This window comes from Pseudoxanthomonas sp. JBR18, from assembly GCF_028198165.1.
Taxonomy (GTDB): Bacteria; Pseudomonadota; Gammaproteobacteria; order Xanthomonadales; family Xanthomonadaceae; genus Pseudoxanthomonas_A.
This window is the reverse complement of record NZ_CP116339.1, coordinates 3,672,370-3,693,515: the sequence shown is the minus strand read 5'-3', so window position 1 is coordinate 3,693,515 and position 21,146 is coordinate 3,672,370. Positions and strand designations below refer to the sequence as shown.

Genomic DNA, 21,146 nt, shown 5'->3' with positions numbered 1-21,146 from the left:
GCCATGAGCGCCGTTCCCGACGACATCGCTGCCGACTTCATCATCGAGGCCCAGGAAATCCTGGAGCGCCTGGGCGAGCAGCTGGTCGCGCTGGAACAGGCGCCCGGTGATTCGGAGCAACTCAACGCCGTGTTCCGCGGCTTCCACACGCTCAAGGGCGGCGCCGGGTTCCTGGCGATCCACCCGATGGTCGAGCTGTGCCACGCCGCCGAGGAAACCCTGGGCATGGCGCGCGCCGGCCAGACCACGCTGCAGGCGCGCCACTTCGACGCCGCCCAGCAGTCGCTGGACTACCTGAAGGACATGCTGGACGCCTTTTCCGGCGGACAGCCGCTCACGCCGGCCCCGCCGGCGCTGATCGCGCAGTTCGCGGCCGGCGACGTCCCGGCCGCGGCGCCCAGCAAACCCACGCCCGTGGCGGCGCCGGCGCCTGCCGCGCCCAAGGCCCAGGCCGCGGCGGCCAAACCGGCCGAAGCCGAGCACACCGTCCGCGTGGACACCAAGCGCCTGGATGCCATCGTCAACTTGATCGGCGAACTGGTCCTGGCCCGCAATCGCCTCAAGACCCTGCGCATCCGGCTCAAGGACGAAGAACTGGATCGCGCCGTCAGCGGCCTGGACGTGGCCACCGCGCGCCTGCAGACCGCGGTGATGCGCACCCGCATGCAGCCGGTCGGCAAGGTGTTCTCGCGCTTCCCCAAGGTGGCGCGCGATGTCGCCCGCACCCTGGAGAAGGAAGTCGAGCTGGAACTGGTCGGCGCCGACACCGAGCTGGATCGCAACCTGGTCGAGGCCCTGGCCGATCCGCTGGTCCATCTGGTGCGCAACTCCATCGACCATGGCGTCGAGGCGCCCGCCCTGCGCGAGGCCTCGGGCAAGCCGCGCAGCGGCCACGTGCGCCTGTCGGCCCAGCAGGAAGGCGACTACGTCAGCATCGAGGTGCAGGACGATGGCGCCGGCATCGATCCCGAGCGCTTGCGCGCCAAGGCCCGCGAAAAGGGCCTGATCGATCCGGAAGCCGCCGCGCGCCTGAGCACCGAGGAATGCCTGCACCTGATCTTCCTGCCGGGCTTCTCGACCAAGACCGAGGTCACCGACATTTCCGGACGCGGCGTGGGCATGGACGTGGTCCAGTCCCGCATCCGCGAACTCAGCGGCCAGATCACCATCCAGTCCGAACTGGGCCGCGGCAGCCGCTTCCTGATCCGCGTGCCGCTGACCCTGGCAATCCTGCCCACCTTGCTGGTCCAGGCTGGCGCGGACGTCTATGCTCTGCCGCTGGCCCGCGTGGTCGAGGTGCTGCACGCGCCGCAGTCCTCGCTGGGCTGGTTCGACGGCCGCGCGGTGCTTGACCGCCGCTCGCACACCCTGCCGCTGGTGGACCTGCGCCAGTGGCTGGGCCTGGATGCCCCAAGCTGCCCGCTGCTGACCGTGGTGGTACTGCAGGCTGGCGAATCCCGCGTCGGCCTGGTCGTCGACCAGGTCCGCGGCCGCGAGGAAGTGGTCATCAAGCCGCTGCCGCGTTCCCTGCGAGGCCTGCCCGGCTATGCCGGTGCCACCCTCATCGGCGACGGCCGCCTGGCCCTGATCCTGGACGTGGACGGCCTGCGGAGCTGATCCGAACCCTCAAGCGGCCCCGCATCTCAGCGAGGCCGCGACCCGTCGTGAATAGTCCATCCCGCGCCGCTTTGACGCGCATGACAGCGTTCTTCGGTGCCCTGCTGGCCATCGACGTTATCTCGTGGCGCCTGGGGCCCGTCTCATGCGCGGTCTGAAGCATCACCGTCGCCGAGCTCGACCAAGTGATCGGCAATGCCTCGCTCGCACCAGACCAGGCCCTCCTGCTGGGTGGCGCGGAACAGGCGGTTGTTGGGCAGGCGCATATCGTCCACGTCTGGCTGTGCCCGGGAACGGTGCTCCAGGTGCACCGCCAGCGCAGCCCACTTCAGCGCGCGCCGGCGGATCCCGGCGTTGCCCAGCCTGGCCGCCAACTCGCGATCTTCCGCGCCGTAGCCTTCCATTCGCTCGTCAAAGCCGTTGACCTTCAGCAGGTCTTCGCGCCAGAAGCTCATGTTGCAGCTCATCACCCGGCCGCCACTGCTGCTGCGCGTCTTCCAGCGAGCCAGTAGCGGAGCGTGCCATGCGTAATGCCGACGTAGACCATCGGAGGCGGAGAAGTCGGCGGCCGACCACGGAGCGAATACAGGCGATTGGCCGTCCAAGAGGCGCGCGGTTGCGGTATCGGTGGCCTTGATCCGCCCTCCCTGGAGGAAAAACCCAGGTTCGGCAAAGGCCAGGTGATCAGCGACGAATGCAGGGTGCAGCAGCATGTCACCATCGATGAGAATGATGTAATTTCCGCATGCGGCCGCGATGCCGCGGTTGCGCGCACGAGCGGCGCGAAAGCCCAGATCGTCCTGCCACAGATAGCGCAACGGCACGGGGAAGCTGCGGGCGCTTTCGGCCACCAGCGCCGAAGTGTCGTCGCCTGAGCCATCGTCGGTCACAATCACCTCGTCCGGCAGCCGGCGCTGGCCCGCTACGCTGTCCAGCACGCGCGCCAACGCCTGCGGCCAGTTGTACACTGGGATGATCAGGGAGACCCTCATCCCCGGCGTCGCCCCTTTAGTCCACGTCGCAGGATCGCCAGCGCACGCTCGACACGCTTCCACCAGGGCGCGCTGCCGCGCAGCGCGATCCTGGCATAGTGACTGGCGTGCACCCAGTCAGTCTGGGGCCGTGACTGGAACTCCATTTTGACCAGATCCAGTGCCAGCACATCCAGCCGCATGCGCTGCGCATAGAGGTTGATCAAACTGCGCGAGCGGAACTTGGCGGCAAACTGACCGGCCCTGGCCTGGTCGTGCCACCAGCCATTGCCGCCATGGATGCGATAATCGACCTGACCGGTCGGCAGATAGTACTTGCGCGCGCCCAGCACGCTGGCCCCGAACACCAAGGCGTTGTCGGCCGAGATGCGCCAATGCGCGACCACCTCCGCCGGCAGCGTCAATACCTCTTGGGCCAGCGTGCGCCGCATCGCCAGAGCCGAGGTCGGTGCGCCATGCCAGTAGCCGGTTACCCAGGTGCTCAACGCAGTGTAGCCCAGGTCCAGTGCCTGATCGGCATACCCTTGGCGACCCTGCTCATTGCCGATCAGGCATACATCAGAGAACACGAAGTCCACGTCGGGGCGATGTCCTATAAGACCGACGATGCTGCTCAGATAGTCCGCGCCCCAGCGGTCGTCGGCATCGAGGAAACACACCCATTCACCCTGGACCTGCGCCAGACCACGCACAAAAGCGGACAGTTGTCCGCCGTTGACACCCGGCAACAGCTTCACCCGTGCGTCCTCGCCGTAACGTTCGCGCAACAGTTCCAACGAACCGTCGGTAGAGCCATCATCCACCACGATCACTTCCAACGGCAGATGATGCTGCGCCAGCGCGCTGTCCACTGCCTCGCAGACGAAGTGGCCATAGTTGTAGTTGGTGACAACCACCGAGACGCACGGGGTTTGAGCCTGACTCATGCGTGGAGCAGCTCGCGGAAGTAGGCAATCGTGTGCCTGAGCCCATCATCTAACGGAACCGTGGGCTGCCAGCCACCCAGCGCCTCGCGCGCCAGGGCAATATCCGGCTGCCGCTGGCGCGGATCGTCCGAGGGCAATGACTGGAACAACAGGCGCGAGCGGCCTCCGACCAGGCTGACCACCTTCTCGGCCAGTTCGCGGATCGTGAACTGGCTCGGATTGCCGATATTGGCCGGGCCGGTGAACTCCGGACCCGTTTCCATCGTGCGGACCATCGCCTCGATCAGGTCATCGACATAGCAGAAGCTGCGGGTCTGGCTGCCATCGCCGTAGATGGTGATGTCTTCGCCGCGCAACGCTTGCACGATGAAATTACTGACCACCCGCCCGTCGTTGGGCTGCATGCGCGGGCCGTAGGGGTTGAAGATGCGCACCACCTTGATGTCCAGCGCATGTTGCCGGTGGTAGTCGAAACAGAGGGTTTCGGCGCAGCGTTTGCCCTCGTCGTGGCAACTACGCACGCCGATCGGGTTGACCCGGCCCCAATAGCTTTCCTCCTGCGGATGGATCTCCGGGTCACCATAGACCTCGCTCGTCGACGCCTGCGGAATCCGCGCGCCGCGGCGCTTGGCCAGACCCAGCATATTGATAGCGCCATGAACCGAAGTCTTGGTGGTCTGCACCGGGTCGTTCTGGTAGTGCACAGGCGAAGCCGGGCAGGCCGGATTGAAGAGGCGATCGACCTCCACATAAAGCGGAAAAGTCACATCGTGTCGCATCAACTCGAAATAGGGGTTGCCGATTAGATGCGCGATGTTGCGCTTGGAACCGGTGTAGAAATTATCGACGCATAACAGGTCATGCCCGTCCTGCAGCAGCCGGTCGCACAAGCTTGAGCACAAGAATCCGGCTCCGCCGGTCACCAATGTTCTGCTCATGACAGTCGATCTAGATCCGATGCCAGCGAAATGGCGGCCAGTTTACTGCACGTCTCGCCGTGACCAATCCGGCGGGCGCGATCGATCGACCAACCCAAGCGCGAGTGCCACGGGCAACCAGATCAACAACCAACCCGGTCGTGGGCTGTCGAGCAGCTGGGGCATGTCGAATTGCAGGGCAACCGTAGCGAACAACCACAGCGACAACATCAACCGACCGCGCCAGTCCCTGCGATGGCGCCATCCTTGCCACGTCACCGCCACCCAGAGCGAAACTAATAAGGTCAAGCCTGGCAAACCCAGCTGGATCGCTGCCTGCGTGAAAAGATTGTGGCTATGAGTGAAAGATTCCCGCCCGACGTGCAGGAGGAAATCGCTTCCCAGGCCCTGACCGCCCAGGGGATGGTGTCCGACCAGACTCATCGCCTGCTGGAATATCTGCGGCCGGAACGAGACGCCACGCTGCAGAAGGATCGGAAGCGCCGCCAGGCTAGCTGGCACAACCAGCACTGCCGCAGTCAGCGCGACCCAGCGGCTGCGTCGGCCGGGGGTCCACAGGGGAGCCAGCAGCACACTGGCCAGCAAGGCCGCCCATATGCTGCGAGACTGGGTCAGCGCGATGAACACCAGTAGCGCCGCTACGGCGATGCCACGCAACCACTGCCACACCCCGCCCTTCCGGCCCAGCGGCACCTGTGCTAACCACAGACAGGCCACACCCATGTACGCGGCCGCATAGTTCGGAGTCCCTACCACCCCCGCGGCGGCGATGCGCGCACCCTCGCCCGCATGCGGCATGCCCAGAATGAACCGGATGCTGTAGAACAACGCACAGCCGCCGATCAAGAGACCACTCAAAAGCAGCAGGCGCTTCTCAGCCACCCCGCTCTGTCCCGCCCAGGCGCGCCATCCCAGGATGAAGAGTGTCACGGTGCAGAGTCGACCGATCTCATTGCCCGGCCGCTCGGCCTTGCCCCACACCAGGGTCAGTAGCGCCCACGCGCACAGCAGAAGATAAATCTTGAACACAGGTTGCTGCCAGGCCCGCCTCCAGACCTGCGCCCTGTCGGCCAGCACCAAAATCAACGAAGGAAGATAGAGCAACACGAACAGGCTGCGCTGGAAGCCGCGGCCCGGGTTGAAGGAGATCGCGGACGGCATCAAGGCCATCCCGACCATCAGCCAGATCAGGCCGATGCCCAACAGCGCCCGACAAACGGATCGCCAATTCAGCGGTCGGTCGCGCCTGGCCATGAGCCCGGACTTCGGCCGGCAGCCTCCGCCACCGACCTCTTGTCTCTCATCCATCAACGCGCACCCGACCTCATCAATTCAGCAAGTCTGCTCAATGACTCGTCCAATTCGGCGTGGAACCGCCACGACTGCAGGTCTGTGCTGAGCGGAACGGGGCGGTGCGTATTGAGGGGCTCACAGGCTCATTTCGGCGGGTTGATCGGCTGACGCATCTCGATTTTAAGGAATAATCGACGAGATTGTGTGGACCAATGCCGGGCGCTTCCGGGCTTGCTCGCGATTCGCTTGCACCTAGCGGACGGCGCCGCGGCGGCATGAGCCCCAGCGCCGGTTTTCCGACGCTCGCGCACGCTCGGCCTGGCTTGCGTATCAAGTCAGCGCGCATGGTGCCGATACCGTCTGCATGGATAAGCTCAGTCTCACCGGCCTGCTGCTGGCGATCGCGTCGCTGGTGGGGGGAAGCATTCTCAAGGGCGCGGGGATCGCCGCGCTCTGGTCGCCGGCCGCCTTTGTCATCGTGATCGTCGGGACCGTGGCGGCCATCCTGGTGCATACCCCGCCGGCGGTGTTCCGGCGGGCCTTCAAGATCGCCCGCTGGGTGATCCAGCCGCCGGCCAACAACCGCGACGCACTGCTCGGCCAGATCGTGGAGTGGAGCAACACCGCGCGCCGCAGCGGCCTGCTGGGCCTGGAAGACCAGGTCGGCGGCCAGGCCGATCCGTTCGTGCGCAAGGGCCTGCAGATGCTGGTGGACGGGGTCGAGCCCGAGGCCATCCGGCACATGCTGGAGATCGACCTGGAGGGCCAGGAGCATTGCGACCTGGCCGCCGCCAAGGTGTTCGAGGGCATGGGCATCTATGCGCCCACGCTGGGCATCATCGGCGCGGTGCTGGGCCTGATCGCGGTCATGAAGAATCTGGCCGACCCCAGCATGCTCGGCCACGGCATCGCCGCCGCCTTCACCGCGACGATCTACGGCATCGCCTCGGCCAACCTGCTGTTCCTGCCGATGGCCAACAAGCTCAAGAGCGTGATCCAGCACAGCAGCGGCGAGCGGGAAATGCTCATCGAGGGGCTGATCGCCATCGCCCAGGGCGAGAACCCGCGCAACATCGAGGCCAAATTGGCCGGGTTCTTGCATTAGGTCCTGCATATGGCCCGCAAGCGCTCCCACGAAGAACACGCCAACCACGAGGCATGGGCCATTCCCTATGCCGACCTAATGACGTTGCTGCTGGCCTTCTTCGTGGTCATGTATGCGCTGTCCACGGTCAACGAGGCCAAGTACCGGGTCATGGCCGATGCCATGCGCACCGCGTTCGGCGGCCAGCCGCACACCATGGCCCCGGTGCAGGTGGGCGACCAGGCGCTGCAGGGCTCCGGCGGCGAGCGTCCCACCCCGATCAAGTCCAGCCCGCCGCTCTCGGTGCCTGATCCCAATCGCCTGTCCAGCAGCCGTACCACGCCGGTGTCCCTGCGCGACAGCGGCCAGATGGATCGCGCCCAGCGCCAGCTCGATGCGGTGGCCAGCCGGCTCAGCCACGCCCTGTCGCCACTGATTAATAAAAAGCTCATCACCGTGCGTCGCTCGGAGCTGTGGATCGAAGTGGAGATCAACAGCGACATCCTGTTCGGCGCCGGCTCGGCCACGCTGGGCCACGACGCGCGCCAGACCCTTGACGCATTGGCCGCGGTCCTCAGCGACGCGCCCAACGGCGTGCGCGTGGAAGGCTATACCGACAACACCCCCATCGCCACGGCTCAGTTCCCCTCCAACTGGGAATTGTCGGCCGCCCGCGCGGCCACGGTGGTGCACCTGTTCGCCGACCAGGGCGTGGACCCGGCGCGCCTGTCGATGATCGGCTATGGCCAGTTCCGCCCGCGCGCGGACAACGCCACCCCCGCCGGCCGCAACGCCAACCGCCGCGTGTTGCTGGTGATCCTGGCCGATGGCGGTGCCTCGGTGCAGGATCCGGCGCCCCAGCCGGTCCTGGCGACCGGCGCGCCGGCCACCCCTACCCCCGTCGACGCCGCACCCGCATCCCGGGCGCCGGCCGTCGTCCCTGCTGCAATTGAAGGAGTGAACTGATGCGCATCTGGGCCATTGCCAACCAGAAGGGCGGCGTCGGCAAGACCACGACCACCCTCGCGCTCGGGCGCGGTTTGGCCCTTCAGGGCCAGCGCGTGCTGCTGATCGACCTGGACCCGCACGCCTCACTGACGCGGGCCTTCGACATTCCGCTCGACCCACCGCCGGCCGGCGTGGTGGAACTGTTCGGCACCCCGCCGGCGGACCTGACCACGCTTGCGCACCACAGCGAGATCGAACACCTGGACTACGTATGCGGGCAGACCGCCCTGGCCACGCTGGAGCGCCGCAGCGCCAACCAGCCCGGCCTGGGTCTGGCCCTGCAGCAGGCGCTGACCCGCCACGCAGGCCAGCACGACTACGTGCTGCTGGACTGCCCCCCCACCCTGGGGCTGCTGATGATCAATGCGCTGGCCGCCGCCGACCGGGTGATCATCCCCACCCAGGCCGAGCCCCTGGCCCTGCATGGCCTGACCAGCATGGTGCGCACCGTGGACATGGTGGAGCGCTCGCGCCGCCGACCCCTGCCCCAGTCGATCCTGCCGACCCTGTTTGACCGCCGCACCCGTGCTGGCCACGACACCCTGCGCCAGATGCAGGACACCTACGGCGAGCGGGTCTGGACCGAGGCCGTCCCGGTCGATACCCGCATCTGCAACATCAGGTCCCTGACCGTGCCGGTGGTCTCCAACGCCCAGCCCAGCCGTGGCCAGGCCGCCTACGAACGCGCTCTTGCCTGGCTGCTGGCCAGCAGTGCCGTGGCCATGGAGGAAGCGGCATGAGCACGCCAGGCGTCATCGACGACTATCTGGAAGGCCTGCTGCACGACCTGGCCGCGCCGGAGACGCCGGCGCCTGTCGCGGCGGTCGCCGCACCCGCACCGGTCGCTCCGTTGCACGAGGACGTGGCCGCCTCGGTCCTGGCCGAGGCCGAGGCCGAAGCCGATCCGGCCCTGGCCGCGATCATGGCCACCCCCGCCACACCGATGCCGACCGGCCCCTCGCCCGAGGACATTGCCGCCTCGGTCCTGGCCGAGGCCGAAACCGATCCGGCGCTGGCCGCGATCATGGCCGCGCCCGCCACGCGGGTGCCGACCGGTCCTTCGCCCGAAGACATCGCCGCCTCTATCCTGGCCGAGGCCGAATCCGATCCGGCCTTGGCCGCGATCATGGCCGCTCCCGCCGCGCGGGTGCCGGCTGGCCCCTCGCCCGAAGACATTGCCGCCTCGATCCTGGCCGAAGCCGAATCCGATCCGGCGCTGGCCGCGATTATGGCGGCACCCGCCGCGCGGGCGCCGGCCGGCCCCTCGGCGGACGACATCGCCGCCTCCATCCTGGCCGAAGCCGAGTCCGATCCGGCCCTGGCCGCGATCATGGCTGCGCCCGCCGCATCGGCGCCGGCCGGCCCCTCGGCGGACGACATCGCCGCCTCGATCCTGGCCGAGGCCGAATCCGATCCGGCGCTGGCCGCGATCATGGCCGCACCGGCCGCCCGTGCGACGCCTCCCCAGCCCCAGGCGGCGCATGCCAACGTGCCGTCCAACCTGCAATCTTTCCTGCCGCCCTCCCAGCCGCTGGAAAGCGCCAACACCCCGCACCGCCGCGCCCGCGACCGCAGCTCGCGCTGGCTGCGCCTGCGCTGCGGCAGCCAGGCCTATGCGCTGGAACTGCTGAAGGTGCAGGAGGTCGTCCTGCCCGCGCCGCTGCTGGCCCTGCGCGGCACGGGTCCCTCGGTGCTGGGCATCATGAACCTGCGCGGCCAGGTGGTCCCGGTCATCGATCTAGGGCTGCACCTGGGCGCCAGCCCGATCGAAAGCGACGCGCAGACGCGCATCGTGGTGCTGGAGGAAAACGGCGAGACCCTGGGCCTGCGTGTGTCGGCCGTGGAAGATGTCACCAGCCTCACCGAGAACCAGATCGAGCCGCCGGACAACGCGCGCATCTGCCGAATTTCCAACCACCTGTTCCGCGGCGTCGCGCGCCTGGCTCAGCGCCCCATGATCCTGCTCGACGCCGAACGCCTGCTGCACTGAGCGCCTCCCGGCGTGCCCGCGCGACCCGCGCCGACCCCACGGCGGCTTCACTGCGCGCCGCGCCAGCGCCGTCACGCAAGCCGCGCGCGTGCCAATCCGCAACCCCGACGCCTGCGCGCCCCATTCAGCGAGCGTCTGTCTTCAAACCGGCCCGGCCGGCGGACGAATCCGACGCTAAAGGTTCTTCCAATCCGGCCGCTACAGCGTGAGAACCATTTCGTGCGGAGCAACGATGAGCACAGTCCAACTCGGTGAGGATCTCGGCATCGAGACCAGTGCCGACCTCAAACAGATGCTGGCACCGCTCCTGTCCCAGGATGCGGCGGTGAACCTGGGCGCCGGCGATGTCCGTCGCATCCACACCGCTTCGGTCCAGGTGCTGTGCGCCTTCTTCGATGCCCGCCGCAAGGAAGGCCGGCCCACGGCTTTCGAAACCTGTAACGACACGCTCCGCGACGCGGCGCGACTGCTGGGGGTCAGCGACACGCTCGGCCTGCCGGCCACCCCCGACAAACTGGAATCTGTGGAGAACGCGGCATGAGCGCACGCATCTTGGTAGTGGACGATTCGGCGTCGATGCGCCAGATGGTCAGCTTTGCACTGACCTCGGCCGGCTTTGCCGTCGAAGAGGCCGAAGACGGCGCGGTGGCGCTGGGCCGGGCCAAGGGCTCGCGCTTCAACGCGGTGGTCACCGACGTCAACATGCCCAACATGGACGGCATCTCGCTGATCCGTGAGCTGCGCCAGCTGGCCGACTACAAGTTCACGCCGATGCTGATGCTCACCACCGAATCGGCGGCCGACAAGAAGTCCGAAGGCAAGGCCGCCGGCGCCACCGGCTGGCTGGTCAAGCCGTTCAACCCCGAACAGCTGGTCGCCACCGTCCAGAAAGTCCTGGGCTGACCCCTCCCTTCTTCCGAACCGGATCTCGCGCCATGAGCATGGACCTTCAGCGTTTCCACGCCACCTTCTTCGAGGAAAGCCGCGAAGGCCTGGACGCCATGGAAGCCGGCCTGCTGTCGCTTGAACAGGGCAACCGCGATGCGGAGGTCATCAACTCGATCTTCCGCGCGGCGCACTCGATCAAGGGCGGCGCGGCCACCTTCGGCTTCGAGTCGATGGCCGGCCTGACCCACGTGCTGGAGACGCTGCTCGACGAGCTGCGTGCCGGCAAGCGCGAGGTCGAAGGCAACGCCATCGATGCGATCCTGGCCTCGGTCGACGTCCTGCGTGCCCTGCTGCGTGAAGCCGAGCACGGCACCCCGGCCGATCCCCAGGTCGTCCAGGCCGTGCGTGATCGCCTGCAGCAGGCGCTGGATGGCACCCCGGCCGCCGCCGCTGGCCCGGCCAAGGCGCAAGCCGCGCCGCCACCGGCCGAGCCGGAAGCCTGGAAGATCGCCTTCACGCCGGCGCCGGGCATGTTCATGAGCGGCAACGACCCGCTGCGCATCATCCGTGAGCTGGAAAACCTCGGCCCGCTGGAAGTGGCGTGCCGCAGCGAGCGCCTGCCGGCCTTCAAGGACCTGGATCCGCTGGAAGCCTATCTGGCCTGGGATCTGGGCCTGATCGGCAAGATTCCCCGCAGCGCGATCGCCGACACCTTCGCCTGGGTCGAGGACGACTGCGAGCTGGAGATCCGCGATGTGCCGCCGCCGAGCCTGGCCGTCGAGCCGCCGCCGGTGCTGACCGCCGCGCCCACCGCCAGCACCGCTGCACCGGCCGCGACCGTGGCCGCCAACGCGCCGGCAGGCAACGCCGCTGCCCAGGAAGCCGAAAGCTCCATCCGCGTCAGCGTCGACAAGGTCGATGCCCTGATCAACCTGGTCGGCGAACTGGTCATCACCCAGGCCATGCTCAAGCAGGTCTCCGGCGCCATCGACCCGGCCCATGCCGAACAGCTGTTCGCCGGCCTGGACCTGCTGGAGCGCAACACGCGCGACCTGCAGGAAGCGGTGATCGGCGTGCGCATGCTGCCCGTGGACGCGGTATTCCGCCGCTTCCCGCGCCTGGTACGCGACCTGTCCAGCCGCCTGGGCAAGCAGGTGCGCCTGCGCACCATCGGCGAGAGCACCGAGCTGGACAAGGGCCTGATCGAGAAGATCGCCGATCCGCTGGTGCACCTGGTCCGCAACTCCATCGACCATGGCCTGGAATTGCCCGATGCACGCCGCAGCGCGGGCAAGGACGAGACCGGCACCATCACCCTGGCCGCCTCACACCAAGGCGGGCACATCGTCATCGAAGTCAGCGACGACGGTCGTGGCCTGAACCGCGAGAAGATCCTGTCCAAGGCGGCCGAGCGCGGCATCGTGGTGCCGGACAACCCCACCGACAGCCAGGTCTGGGACCTGATCTTCGCCCCGGGCTTCTCCACCGCCGACGCGGTCACCGACCTGTCCGGACGTGGCGTGGGCATGGACGTGGTCCGCCGCAACATCCAGGCACTGGGCGGCGAGGTGCAGCTGGAAAGCAGCACCGGCCACGGCACCCGGGTGTTGATCCGCCTGCCGCTGACCCTGGCGATCCTGGACGGCATGACGGTCTCGGTCGCTGGCGAAACGGTGATCCTGCCGCTGGCCTATGTGCTCGAAGCCCTGCAGCCGTTGCCCGAGGACATCCGCACCATGGGCGGCGAAGGCCGTGTGCTGCGGGTCCGCGGCGAGTACCTGCCGATCATGTCCCTGAGCGATGCCTACGGCTACGGACGCACCGTCCAGGCCGACCCGCTGGTGGTGGTGGTCGAGGCCGACGGCCAGAAGATCGCGCTGGAAGTGGACGAACTGGTCGGCCAGCAACAGGTGGTGGTCAAGAACATCGAGAACAACTACCGCCGCATCGCCGGCATCTCCGGTGCCACCATCCTGGGTGACGGTCGCGTCGCCCTGATCGTGGACATCGGTGGCCTGGTGCGCTCGCTCAAGGTCCAACAGGCCGCCTGACACAGCCAACGCTCCAGTCACTGAAAAGCCCCGCCTCGCGCGGGGCTTTTTCGTGTCCGGATCGACCAAAGTCGAATGAGCACGGGCACCAAATTCGCTCAAGCGCGCCGGCCCCAGGCCGTTACTTATGGCACGGGACACGACGTGAAAACGCCACTGCACACGTGCGCTGCGCGTCATCCCGTCACGCCAACATCGAGCGCAGACGAGGTGCCCATGAACTGGTTCCGCAACCTACCCATCGCGAAGAAGCTCGCGCTGGCCTTCATCGTGACCACGGTGATGACCCTGGCGCTGGGCGGCTTTTCGCTGCTGCGTCTACATACTGCCAACGTCCAGCTTGGCGCGATCAGCCACCAGTTGATGCCCTCGGTCGGACACCTGTCCGAGATGCGCGCGCTGCTGGGCGAATACCGCACCTACGAGATCTCCCAGCTCGCGCAGGATGGCGATGCGGCCAAGATCCGCGAGTACGACCAATTGCTGGAGCAGACCCAGCGTAAGATCCTGGAGGAAGAGGCCGGCTACCGCACCCTGTCCGCCGACGCCTCGGCCGCCGAGTCAGCCGTGTTCGCCAAGGTCGAGAACGCACGCGGTGCCTACTTCGCCGCGCATGAGCGGATCGCCGCGGCGGTGGCCAAGGGCGATTTCGCCAGTGCGCGCGAGATTTCCGCCGACCAGTCGCGTCCGGCCCGTCGTGAACTGTTCGCCGCGCTGAAGGCGCTGTCCGAGCTCAACATGCGCGAGCTAGGCGAGGAAGTGCTGGCCTCCGAGACCGATCACACCGCCACCGTGACCGCCCTCGCCTGCGCGATGGCGCTGATCGCGACGCTGGCGGCGGTGTTGGGCTGGGCCCTCAGCCGGACCGTTGCACGGCCCCTGGGCCAGGCCGCGCGCGTTGCGCACGCCATCGCGCAGGGCAACCTGGACAACGCCATCGTCAGCACGTCGCGTGACGAGCCAGGCCTGCTGCTGGAGAGCATGCAGCGCATGCAGCACCAGCTCAAGGCGGTCACTGCCGCTCAGCGTGAGATGTCCGAGCAACACGCGGCCGGCGCCATCAGCCACCGCATGGACGCGGCCAGCTTCCCGGGCGAGTTCGGCCGCATGGTGGCCGACACCAACCAACTGGTCGCCGAACACATCGCGGTCAAGATGCAGGTCATCGAGCTGGCCCAGCGCTACGCCATCGGCGATCTGAGCCAGGACATGCCGCGCCTGCCCGGCGAAAAGGCGGTCATCACCCGCACGATGGACGAGGTCAAGCGCAGCTTGAGCGACCTCAGCCAGGAGATCTCCCGCCTGAGCGCCGCAGCGGCCCAGGGCGACTTCAGCCAGCGCGGCGATGCCCAGCGCTTCCAGTACGACTTCCGCGCGATGGTCGACAACCTCAACGCGCTGATGACCACCGCCGATGTCAACCTGGCGGCCATCTCCGGCGTGCTGCGCGGCGTGGCCGACGGCAGGCTGGACGTGCGCATGGACGGCCAGTTCCATGGCGTGTTCGATGCCATGCGCAACGATGTCGAGGCCACGGTCAATCAGCTGTCCGCCGTGTTGACCGCGCTGCGCGAGATGTCCAGCCAGCATGCCGCCGGCACCATCAGCTACCGCATGGACGCCGAGCGCTTCCCCGGCGAGTACGGCCGCATGGTCGCCGACACCAACCAGCTGGTGGCCGACCACATCTCGGTCAAGATGCAGATCATCAAGCTGGCCCAGCGCTATGCGATCGGCGACCTGAGCCAGGACATGGCGCGCCTGCCCGGCGAGAAGGCGGTCATCACCCAGACCATGGACGAGGTCAAGCACAACCTGACGGCGATCAACCAGGAGATCGCGCGCCTGTCCGGGGCCGCGGCCGGCGGCGACTTCAGCACCCGGGGCGACGCCGAGCGCTTCCAGTTCGAATTCCGCGCCATGGTCGAAAGCCTCAACCAGCTCATGGCCACCGCCGACGGCAACCTGGCCTCGCTCTCGCACCTGCTGCGCGCGGTGGCCCAGGGCGACCTTAGCGTGCGCATGGAAGGCCAGTTCCAGGGCGTGTTCGCCACCATGCGCGACGATGCCAACACCACGGTCGAGCGCCTGACCGAGATCGTCAGCCGCATCCAGCAGGCCGCCGGCGACATCAATACCGCCGCCACCGAGATCGCCGCGGGCAATGCCGACCTGTCCACGCGGACCGAACAGCAGGCCGCCAACCTGGAGGAAACCGCCGCCTCGATGGAGGAACTGACCTCCACGGTCAAACAGAACGCGGACAACGCGCGCCAGGCCAACCAATTGGCGGTGGGCGCGGCCGATGTCGCCTCGCGCGGTGGAGAAGTGGTCGGCAAGGTGGTCAGCACCATGTCCGGCATCGAGCGGCAGTCCCGCAAGATCGCCGACATCATCACGGTGATCGACGGCATCGCCTTCCAGACCAACATCCTGGCGCTCAACGCCGCGGTGGAGGCCGCACGTGCCGGCGAACAGGGCCGTGGCTTTGCGGTGGTCGCCTCCGAAGTGCGTACCCTGGCCCAGCGTTCGGCCAACGCGGCCAAGGAGATCAAGCTGCTCATCGACGCCTCGGTTTCCGAGGTCGCCGTTGGCTCGGAGCTGGTCAACAAGGCCGGCCAGACCATGGGCGAGATCGTGGCTTCGGTGCAGCGGGTGACCGACATCATGGCCGAGATCTCCGCGGCCTCGCAGGAGCAGTCCTCGGGCATCGAGCAGATCAACCTGGCCGTGACCCAGATGGACGAGACCACCCAGCAGAACGCGGCGTTGGTGGAAGAAGCAACGGCCGCGGCGCGGGCGATGGAGCATCAAGCCACCCAGCTGGGGACCGCCGTGTCGATCTTCCGCATCGGGCAACGTGCCAGCGGCACCAAACCCGAGACGGCCAAGTCGGCTCCCCCGGTGCCCTCCCTGCCGGTGACCGCGCTGCGACCGGCCCGCGCGGCCGCTTCCACGCAGGCGCGCTCCCAGCAGGCACAGGTGGCGACGGCCGACACCCACTGGCAGGAGTTCTGAGCTGGCGCGACGCCCCGATCCACCGGGGCGTCGCGCGGAAAGGCGACGCGTCGCCGCCAACCCGTATTCGCCGACACAACAGCAAACAACCGCACATGCCGAATGTGACTCAAGGACCACACCAACCCGGCCGATAAGGAAGACGTCGGACGTGTCGCACTACAGCACCCCAGCGAGAACGGATGCCGCTGCCCCTTTTCACGCCATCCTCTTCTGGAGCTTCCATGTCCACCGACCGCCCCACTGGCCTGACCAGCATCAGCAGCAAAATCCACGCCGCGCTCGGCCTGGGGCTCGGGTTGATCCTGATCTGCGCCCTGGGAGGGCTGGCCTCGGCATGGTTCAGCCTGTCCGATACCGTGCCTCCGGCGGTCAACCGTGCGCAAAAGGGCGAAGCCCTCGCCCTCGAGTTCAGGATCCAGGTGCAGGAATGGAAGAACGTCCTGATCCGCGGGGGCGATGCGTCCCTGCGCGACAAATACCTGAAGGCTTTCCAGGAAAGCGGCAAGCGTGTCCAGGATGCCGCCTCCCAGATCGCCAACGAGGCAAGGCAGGCGGACAAGGCCAAGGCCGCCGACCTGGCCGCACGCTTCGGTGCACAGCATGCAACCCTGCAGGCCCAATACGATGCCGCCCTGGTGCAGTTCCAGTCCAATGCCTATGACACCCGCGCCACCGACCTGCTGGTCCGCGGCATGGATCGTCCGCCCACTCAGACCCTGGATGCCCTGAACCAGGCGCTGAGCGAGGATGCCAAGGCCGCGGTCGTGGCCAACGTCGCGCACGCGCGCAGCAAGCTGATGGTCTCCGCGCTGCTCACCATCGCGATCGCACTGGCGCTGCTGGTGGGGCTGGGAGTGTGGCTCAAGCGCGCCATCGTCGCCCCGATCATGGCGCTGTCCAACAGCGCCCAGCGCATGGCCCAGGGCGATCTGCAGGCCATCAACAGCTGGCGTGCCAATGACGAACTCGGGCTGTTGACCCGCAGCATGGACACCATGCAGGAACAGCTGAGGTCGGTGATCGCAGCCCAGCGCGAAATGTCCGAACAGCACGCAGCCGGCACCATCAGCCACCGGATGGACGCATCGCGCTTCCCTGGCGCCTACGGCCGCATGGTCGACGATACCAATCAGTTGGTGGCCGACCATATCGCGGTGAAGATGAGCATCATCGAGCTGGCCCAGCGCTATGCCATCGGCGACCTGAGCCAGGACATGACGCGGCTGCCCGGCGAGAAGGCGGTCATCACCCGGACCATGGACGAGGTCAAGCACAACCTGACCGCGATCAACCAGGAGATCTCGCGCCTGTCTGGCGCGGCCGCCAGCGGCGATTTCAGCGTGCGCGGCGACGCGGAAGGCTTCCAGTACGACTTCCGCGCCATGGTCGAGGCGTTGAACACGCTGATGGCCACGGCCGATGACAACCTGCATGCGCTCTCGCGGCTGCTGCGCGCCATCGCCGACGGCGACCTGACCCATCGCATGGAGGGCCAGTTCCATGGGGTGTTCGCCACCATGCGCGATGATGGCAATGCCACCATCGAGCGGCTGACCGACATCGTCAGCGGCATCCAGGATGCCGCGGGCAGCATCAACACCGCTTCCAGCGAAATCGCCGCCGGCAACAGCGACCTGTCGGTCCGGACCGAGCAGCAGGCCGCCAGCCTGGAAGAGACCGCCGCTTCGATGGAGGAACTGACCTCCACGGTCAAGCAGAATGCCGAAAGCGCCCGCCAGGCCAACCAGCTGGCGGTCGGCGCCGCCGACGTGGCCTCCAAGGGCGGCGCGGTCGTCGGTCAGGTGGTCACCACCATGTCCGACATCGAGACCTCCTCCAAGAAGATCGCCGAGATCATCTCGGTCATCGACGGCATCGCCTTCCAGACCAACATCCTGGCGCTCAATGCCGCGGTGGAAGCCGCGCGCGCCGGCGAGCAGGGTCGCGGCTTTGCCGTGGTCGCCTCCGAGGTGCGCACCCTGGCCCAGCGTTCGGCCAATGCCGCCAAGGAGATCAAGGGCCTGATCGACGATTCCGTGAGCAAGGTCGCCAATGGTTCGGCCCTGGTCGACCAGGCCGGCAGGACCATGGGCGAGATCGTGACAAGCGTGCAGCGGGTGACCGACATCATGAGTGAGATCGCGGCCGCCTCGCAGGAGCAGTCCTCGGGCATCGAGCAGGTCAACCTGACCGTCACCCAGATGGACGAGGCCACCCAGCAGAACGCCGCCCTGGTCGAGGAAGCCACCGCTGCCGCGCGCTCGATGGAAGAACAGGCCGGGCAACTGGCATCGGCGGTGGCCGTGTTCAAGATCAAATCACCGATGCCCAACGCCTCACGCCAGCCGAGCGCTCCGACGGCAGAGGTCGCGGCCGTCCGTGGGCGACGACAGGCCAAGCATGGCGCCCCCGCCAGGACCGCACACCGGGTCGCAGCTGCCGCGCCCAGCGGCAACGAATGGCAGACGTTCTGAGAACTCGATGATCGACTCCTGCCATGCAGGTAGTGAGTCATGGGACATGGCAAACGGGGCCGTTGCTTGACGGCCCGGTATCAAGCACCGCGACACGCGCATGGCCGTGCAAGGACGCAACGCCTGGATCCATCGAGCGTGGCGTCGAGCATGTCGAACCGCCGTGTCCCTAGCGCCATCTCGCACATCTCCGCAGACGTGACACTAAAGCGACCGAAATTTTCGAAATGCGATGACAGGGAACGCGCGCACCAAGCCGGCCAAACGCCAAGCCGGAACGCCTCATCAAAAACAACAAGATGAATTCACCGGGAGTTGTCGGTTCAGATCCATCACAGACAAGACATCTCCAAGAACACGACGCGCTTCCTAACACCCCAACTCTTTTCATTTGGACCACTGCGATGACGACATTCAAGAACCTCAGTCTTTCCGCCAGGATGGCACTCAGTTTCGCCACCATCGTGCTGATCACCCTGATCATCGGCACCATCAGTCTGACCAGCCTGTCCTCGCTGAACGCGGCGGCAGACATGAACGACCATACCTACAAGGTGCTGGCCACCGGCGAGTTGATGAAAGCCGACGCCCTCAACGTCGAAACCGGCGCGCGCGGCTACTTGCTGTCAGGCGAAAAGGAGAGTCTTCAGCCCTTCACCGACGGCCAGGCCAGCTTTGAGAAAAACTTCGCCGAAGCCAAGCGCCTGACCCAGGACAACCCGAATCAGCAGACGCGGCTGCAGAAGCTGCATACCGCGTTCGATGAGCTGGTCCGCCTGGAACAGCAGATCATCGCCGTGCGCGAACACTCCAGCGACATGGCGCAGATCTCCTCCCAGTTCAATCAGGCGCCCGACCGCGCCGTCATGAAGTCGATTCGCGAGATCCTCAGCGCGTTCGACAACGAAGAGCGCACCCTGCTGGCCGAGCGCAGCGCAACGCTGGTCAAAGTCCGCGCGCAGAACAAGTGGGCGGTCCTGGTGGGCAACCTGCTGGTCATCACGGCCGCCATCGGCATGGCGGTACTGATCCGCCGGCAGTTGCTCAAGCGGCTCGGCACTGCCATTGGCGTGGCTGATTCCATTTCCCGGGGCAAGCTCGACAATTCAATCGACCTGCGCAGCAAGGACGAGGCGGGCGTGCTGCTGCTGAGCATGGACAAGATGCAGAGCCAGTTGCAGGCGGTGCTCGCCGCGCAGGTGGAGATGGCCCAGCGCCACGACGCCGGCCAGATCAGCTTCCGCATGGACGAGGCGGCCTTCCCCGGCGACTACGGGCGCATGGTCCGCGACAGCAATGCGCTGGCCGCTTCGCATATCGCGGTCAAGATGCGCCTGGCACAGCTCATGGGCCGCTACGCCATCGGCGACCTGTCCGAGGACATGGATCGCCTGCCCGGCGAGAAGGCCGTACTCACCGAGACCATGGACACGGTCAAGCACAACCTGACCGCGATCAACCAGGAGATCTCGCGCCTGTCGGGCGCGGCCGCCAGCGGCGATTTCAGCGTGCGTGGCGACGCCGAGCGCTTCCAGTACGACTTCCGGCTGATGGTCGACAGCCTCAACCAGCTGATGGCCACCGCCGACGGCAACCTGCAGGCCCTGTCCACCCTGCTGCAGGCCATCGCAGCCGGCGACCTCACCGCCCGTATGGAAGGCGACTTCCAGGGCGTGTTCGCCACCATGCGCGACGATGCCAACGCCACCGCCCAGCAGTTGGCCGACATCGTGGGCCGCATCCAGACCGCCGCGCTCAGCATCAACAGTGCCGCCAGCGAGATCGCCGCCGGAAATGACGACCTCTCACAGCGCACCGAGCAGCAGGCCGCCAACCTGGAAGAGACCGCCGCTTCCATGGAGGAGCTGACCTCCACGGTCAAGCAGAACGCCGAGCACGCCCGCCAGGCCAACCAGCTGGCCGTCGGCGCCGCCGACGTGGCCTCCAAGGGTGGTGCGGTGGTCGGTCAGGTGGTCACCACCATGTCCGACATCGAGACCTCCTCCAAGAAGATCGCCGAGATCATCTCGGTCATCGACGGCATCGCCTTCCAGACCAACATCCTGGCGCTCAACGCCGCGGTGGAAGCCGCCCGCGCCGGTGATCAGGGCCGCGGCTTCGCCGTGGTCGCCTCCGAGGTGCGCACCCTGGCCCAGCGTTCGGCCAACGCGGCCAAGGAGATCAAGGGCCTGATCGACGATTCGGTGAGCAAGGTCGCCAATGGTTCGGCCCTGGTCGACCAGGCCGGCAAGACCATGGGCGAGATCGTCTCCAGCGTGCAGCGGGTCACCGACATCATGGGCGAGATCTCGGCGGCCTCGCAGGAGCAGTCCTCGGGCATCGAGCAGGTCAACCTGACCGTCACCCAGATGGACGAAGCCACGCAGCAGAACGCTGCCCTGGTCGAGGAAGCCACTGCCGCCGCGCGCTCGATGGAGCAGCAGGCCGGACAACTGAGCCAGGCCGTGGCCCTGTTCAAACTCGATGCCGCCACGACCATCGCCGCCGCACCGACCGCGCAGCGTCCCGCTCGCGTCCAGACCCACGCCACCCCCAAATCTTCCGGGCCGGTCGCGCGCGTGCCACGCACAGCATCGCGTGCAGTCGCGACCGCGGAAGATCGGCAGTGGCAGGAGTTCTAAAAACCGTAAGGTCGCGCGGCGGCCATCGCGAGGCGCTATCTGCGCCTCGCGACATGGCCACCTCACCCACCACGACGGGCTGACGCGTTGCGCCAGCCCCCTTCGGACAGGGTCACACGCTCAAGAGGGCCAATCCTGCGCCGATACAGAAACCAGCACTGCACCACCAGTGGGCAAGCGCAAGGACGACGACCGCACGCGCCTTTCGCGCGCCCGGGGCCC

Annotated in this window: 15 protein-coding genes; 11 read left to right on the top strand and 4 right to left on the bottom strand. The window is 67.0% G+C overall.

Features of this window, described 5'->3' with window-relative positions:
* Nucleotides 1-3: 3 nt before the first annotated feature.
* Complete coding sequence (locus tag PJ250_RS16725) at nucleotides 4-1,617, top strand: chemotaxis protein CheA (RefSeq protein ID WP_271645717.1); 1,614 nt, start codon at nucleotides 4-6, stop codon at nucleotides 1,615-1,617.
* A 143-nt stretch (nucleotides 1,618-1,760) separates the two neighbouring features.
* On the opposite strand, the gene PJ250_RS16720 is transcribed toward PJ250_RS16725, so the two are convergent.
* From PJ250_RS16720 to PJ250_RS16705, 4 genes are read right to left on the bottom strand one after another with little or no spacing between them, the layout of a single operon-like run.
* Complete coding sequence (locus tag PJ250_RS16720; protein ID WP_271648679.1) at nucleotides 1,761-2,609, bottom strand: glycosyltransferase family 2 protein; 849 nt, start codon at nucleotides 2,607-2,609, stop codon at nucleotides 1,761-1,763.
* The gene (locus tag PJ250_RS16715; RefSeq protein ID WP_271645716.1) at nucleotides 2,606-3,535 is read right to left on the bottom strand and encodes a glycosyltransferase family 2 protein; all 930 of its coding nucleotides are present in this window, start codon (nucleotides 3,533-3,535) and stop codon (nucleotides 2,606-2,608) included. Before PJ250_RS16715 ends, PJ250_RS16720 begins: the two co-directional genes overlap by 4 nt.
* Nucleotides 3,532-4,473, bottom strand: a complete 942-nt coding sequence (locus PJ250_RS16710) for a UDP-glucuronic acid decarboxylase family protein (RefSeq protein ID WP_271645715.1) — start codon at nucleotides 4,471-4,473, stop codon at nucleotides 3,532-3,534. The genes PJ250_RS16715 and PJ250_RS16710 overlap by 4 nt, the downstream gene beginning before the upstream one ends.
* A gap of 42 nt (nucleotides 4,474-4,515) precedes the next feature.
* Nucleotides 4,516-5,727, bottom strand: a complete 1,212-nt coding sequence (locus PJ250_RS16705) for an O-antigen ligase family protein (RefSeq protein WP_271645714.1) — start codon at nucleotides 5,725-5,727, stop codon at nucleotides 4,516-4,518.
* Between the two features lie 403 nt (nucleotides 5,728-6,130).
* Here PJ250_RS16705 and PJ250_RS16700 point away from each other — a divergent pair, with 403 nt between their 5' ends.
* From PJ250_RS16700 to PJ250_RS16655, 10 genes are all read left to right on the top strand, one after another.
* Entirely contained in the window at nucleotides 6,131-6,871 is a 741-nt protein-coding gene (locus tag PJ250_RS16700) for a flagellar motor protein (protein WP_271645713.1), read from the top strand.
* 9 nt (nucleotides 6,872-6,880) lie between these two features.
* Nucleotides 6,881-7,816, top strand: a complete 936-nt coding sequence (gene motD / locus PJ250_RS16695) for a flagellar motor protein MotD (RefSeq protein WP_271645712.1) — start codon at nucleotides 6,881-6,883, stop codon at nucleotides 7,814-7,816.
* Nucleotides 7,816-8,598 (top strand): ParA family protein, encoded by a 783-nt coding sequence (locus PJ250_RS16690; RefSeq protein WP_271645711.1) that lies wholly within the window; start codon nucleotides 7,816-7,818, stop codon nucleotides 8,596-8,598. The genes motD and PJ250_RS16690 overlap by 1 nt, the downstream gene beginning before the upstream one ends.
* Nucleotides 8,595-9,848, top strand: coding sequence for a chemotaxis protein CheW (locus PJ250_RS16685; RefSeq protein WP_271645710.1), 1,254 nt, complete (start codon nucleotides 8,595-8,597; stop codon nucleotides 9,846-9,848). The genes PJ250_RS16690 and PJ250_RS16685 overlap by 4 nt, the downstream gene beginning before the upstream one ends.
* Before the next feature lie 232 nt (nucleotides 9,849-10,080).
* Nucleotides 10,081-10,389 (top strand): STAS domain-containing protein, encoded by a 309-nt coding sequence (locus tag PJ250_RS16680; RefSeq protein ID WP_271645709.1) that lies wholly within the window; start codon nucleotides 10,081-10,083, stop codon nucleotides 10,387-10,389.
* Complete coding sequence (locus PJ250_RS16675) at nucleotides 10,386-10,751, top strand: response regulator (protein ID WP_271645708.1); 366 nt, start codon at nucleotides 10,386-10,388, stop codon at nucleotides 10,749-10,751. Before PJ250_RS16680 ends, PJ250_RS16675 begins: the two co-directional genes overlap by 4 nt.
* Before the next feature lie 32 nt (nucleotides 10,752-10,783).
* Nucleotides 10,784-12,787, top strand: coding sequence for a chemotaxis protein CheA (locus PJ250_RS16670; protein WP_271645707.1), 2,004 nt, complete (start codon nucleotides 10,784-10,786; stop codon nucleotides 12,785-12,787).
* A 216-nt stretch (nucleotides 12,788-13,003) separates the two neighbouring features.
* Nucleotides 13,004-15,805: a methyl-accepting chemotaxis protein gene (locus PJ250_RS16665; protein WP_271645706.1), complete on the top strand. Its 2,802-nt coding sequence runs from the start codon at nucleotides 13,004-13,006 to the stop codon at nucleotides 15,803-15,805.
* A 224-nt stretch (nucleotides 15,806-16,029) separates the two neighbouring features.
* Complete coding sequence (locus PJ250_RS16660) at nucleotides 16,030-18,282, top strand: methyl-accepting chemotaxis protein (protein WP_271645705.1); 2,253 nt, start codon at nucleotides 16,030-16,032, stop codon at nucleotides 18,280-18,282.
* A gap of 404 nt (nucleotides 18,283-18,686) precedes the next feature.
* On the top strand, nucleotides 18,687-20,924 hold the full coding sequence (locus PJ250_RS16655; RefSeq protein WP_271645704.1) for a methyl-accepting chemotaxis protein: 2,238 nt from the start codon (nucleotides 18,687-18,689) through the stop codon (nucleotides 20,922-20,924).
* Nucleotides 20,925-21,146 lie beyond the last annotated feature (222 nt).

What these genes read in the sequence shown, in the direction of transcription:
- PJ250_RS16690 (WP_271645711.1), top strand. Translation starts at nt 7,816, where the DNA reads ATGCGCATCTGGGCCATTGCCAACCAGAAGGGCGGCGTCGGCAAGACC.
- PJ250_RS16700 (WP_271645713.1), top strand. Translation starts at nt 6,131, where the DNA reads ATGGATAAGCTCAGTCTCACCGGCCTGCTGCTGGCGATCGCGTCGCTG.
- PJ250_RS16710 (WP_271645715.1), bottom strand. Translation starts at nt 4,473, where the DNA reads ATGAGCAGAACATTGGTGACCGGCGGAGCCGGATTCTTGTGCTCAAGC.
- PJ250_RS16725 (WP_271645717.1), top strand. Translation starts at nt 4, where the DNA reads ATGAGCGCCGTTCCCGACGACATCGCTGCCGACTTCATCATCGAGGCC.
- PJ250_RS16680 (WP_271645709.1), top strand. Translation starts at nt 10,081, where the DNA reads ATGAGCACAGTCCAACTCGGTGAGGATCTCGGCATCGAGACCAGTGCC.
- PJ250_RS16705 (WP_271645714.1), bottom strand. Translation starts at nt 5,727, where the DNA reads ATGGCCAGGCGCGACCGACCGCTGAATTGGCGATCCGTTTGTCGGGCG.
- PJ250_RS16655 (WP_271645704.1), top strand. Translation starts at nt 18,687, where the DNA reads ATGACGACATTCAAGAACCTCAGTCTTTCCGCCAGGATGGCACTCAGT.
- PJ250_RS16665 (WP_271645706.1), top strand. Translation starts at nt 13,004, where the DNA reads ATGAACTGGTTCCGCAACCTACCCATCGCGAAGAAGCTCGCGCTGGCC.
- PJ250_RS16720 (WP_271648679.1), bottom strand. Translation starts at nt 2,609, where the DNA reads ATGAGGGTCTCCCTGATCATCCCAGTGTACAACTGGCCGCAGGCGTTG.
- motD (WP_271645712.1), top strand. Translation starts at nt 6,881, where the DNA reads ATGGCCCGCAAGCGCTCCCACGAAGAACACGCCAACCACGAGGCATGG.
- PJ250_RS16675 (WP_271645708.1), top strand. Translation starts at nt 10,386, where the DNA reads ATGAGCGCACGCATCTTGGTAGTGGACGATTCGGCGTCGATGCGCCAG.
- PJ250_RS16685 (WP_271645710.1), top strand. Translation starts at nt 8,595, where the DNA reads ATGAGCACGCCAGGCGTCATCGACGACTATCTGGAAGGCCTGCTGCAC.
- PJ250_RS16715 (WP_271645716.1), bottom strand. Translation starts at nt 3,535, where the DNA reads ATGAGTCAGGCTCAAACCCCGTGCGTCTCGGTGGTTGTCACCAACTAC.
- PJ250_RS16660 (WP_271645705.1), top strand. Translation starts at nt 16,030, where the DNA reads ATGTCCACCGACCGCCCCACTGGCCTGACCAGCATCAGCAGCAAAATC.
- PJ250_RS16670 (WP_271645707.1), top strand. Translation starts at nt 10,784, where the DNA reads ATGAGCATGGACCTTCAGCGTTTCCACGCCACCTTCTTCGAGGAAAGC.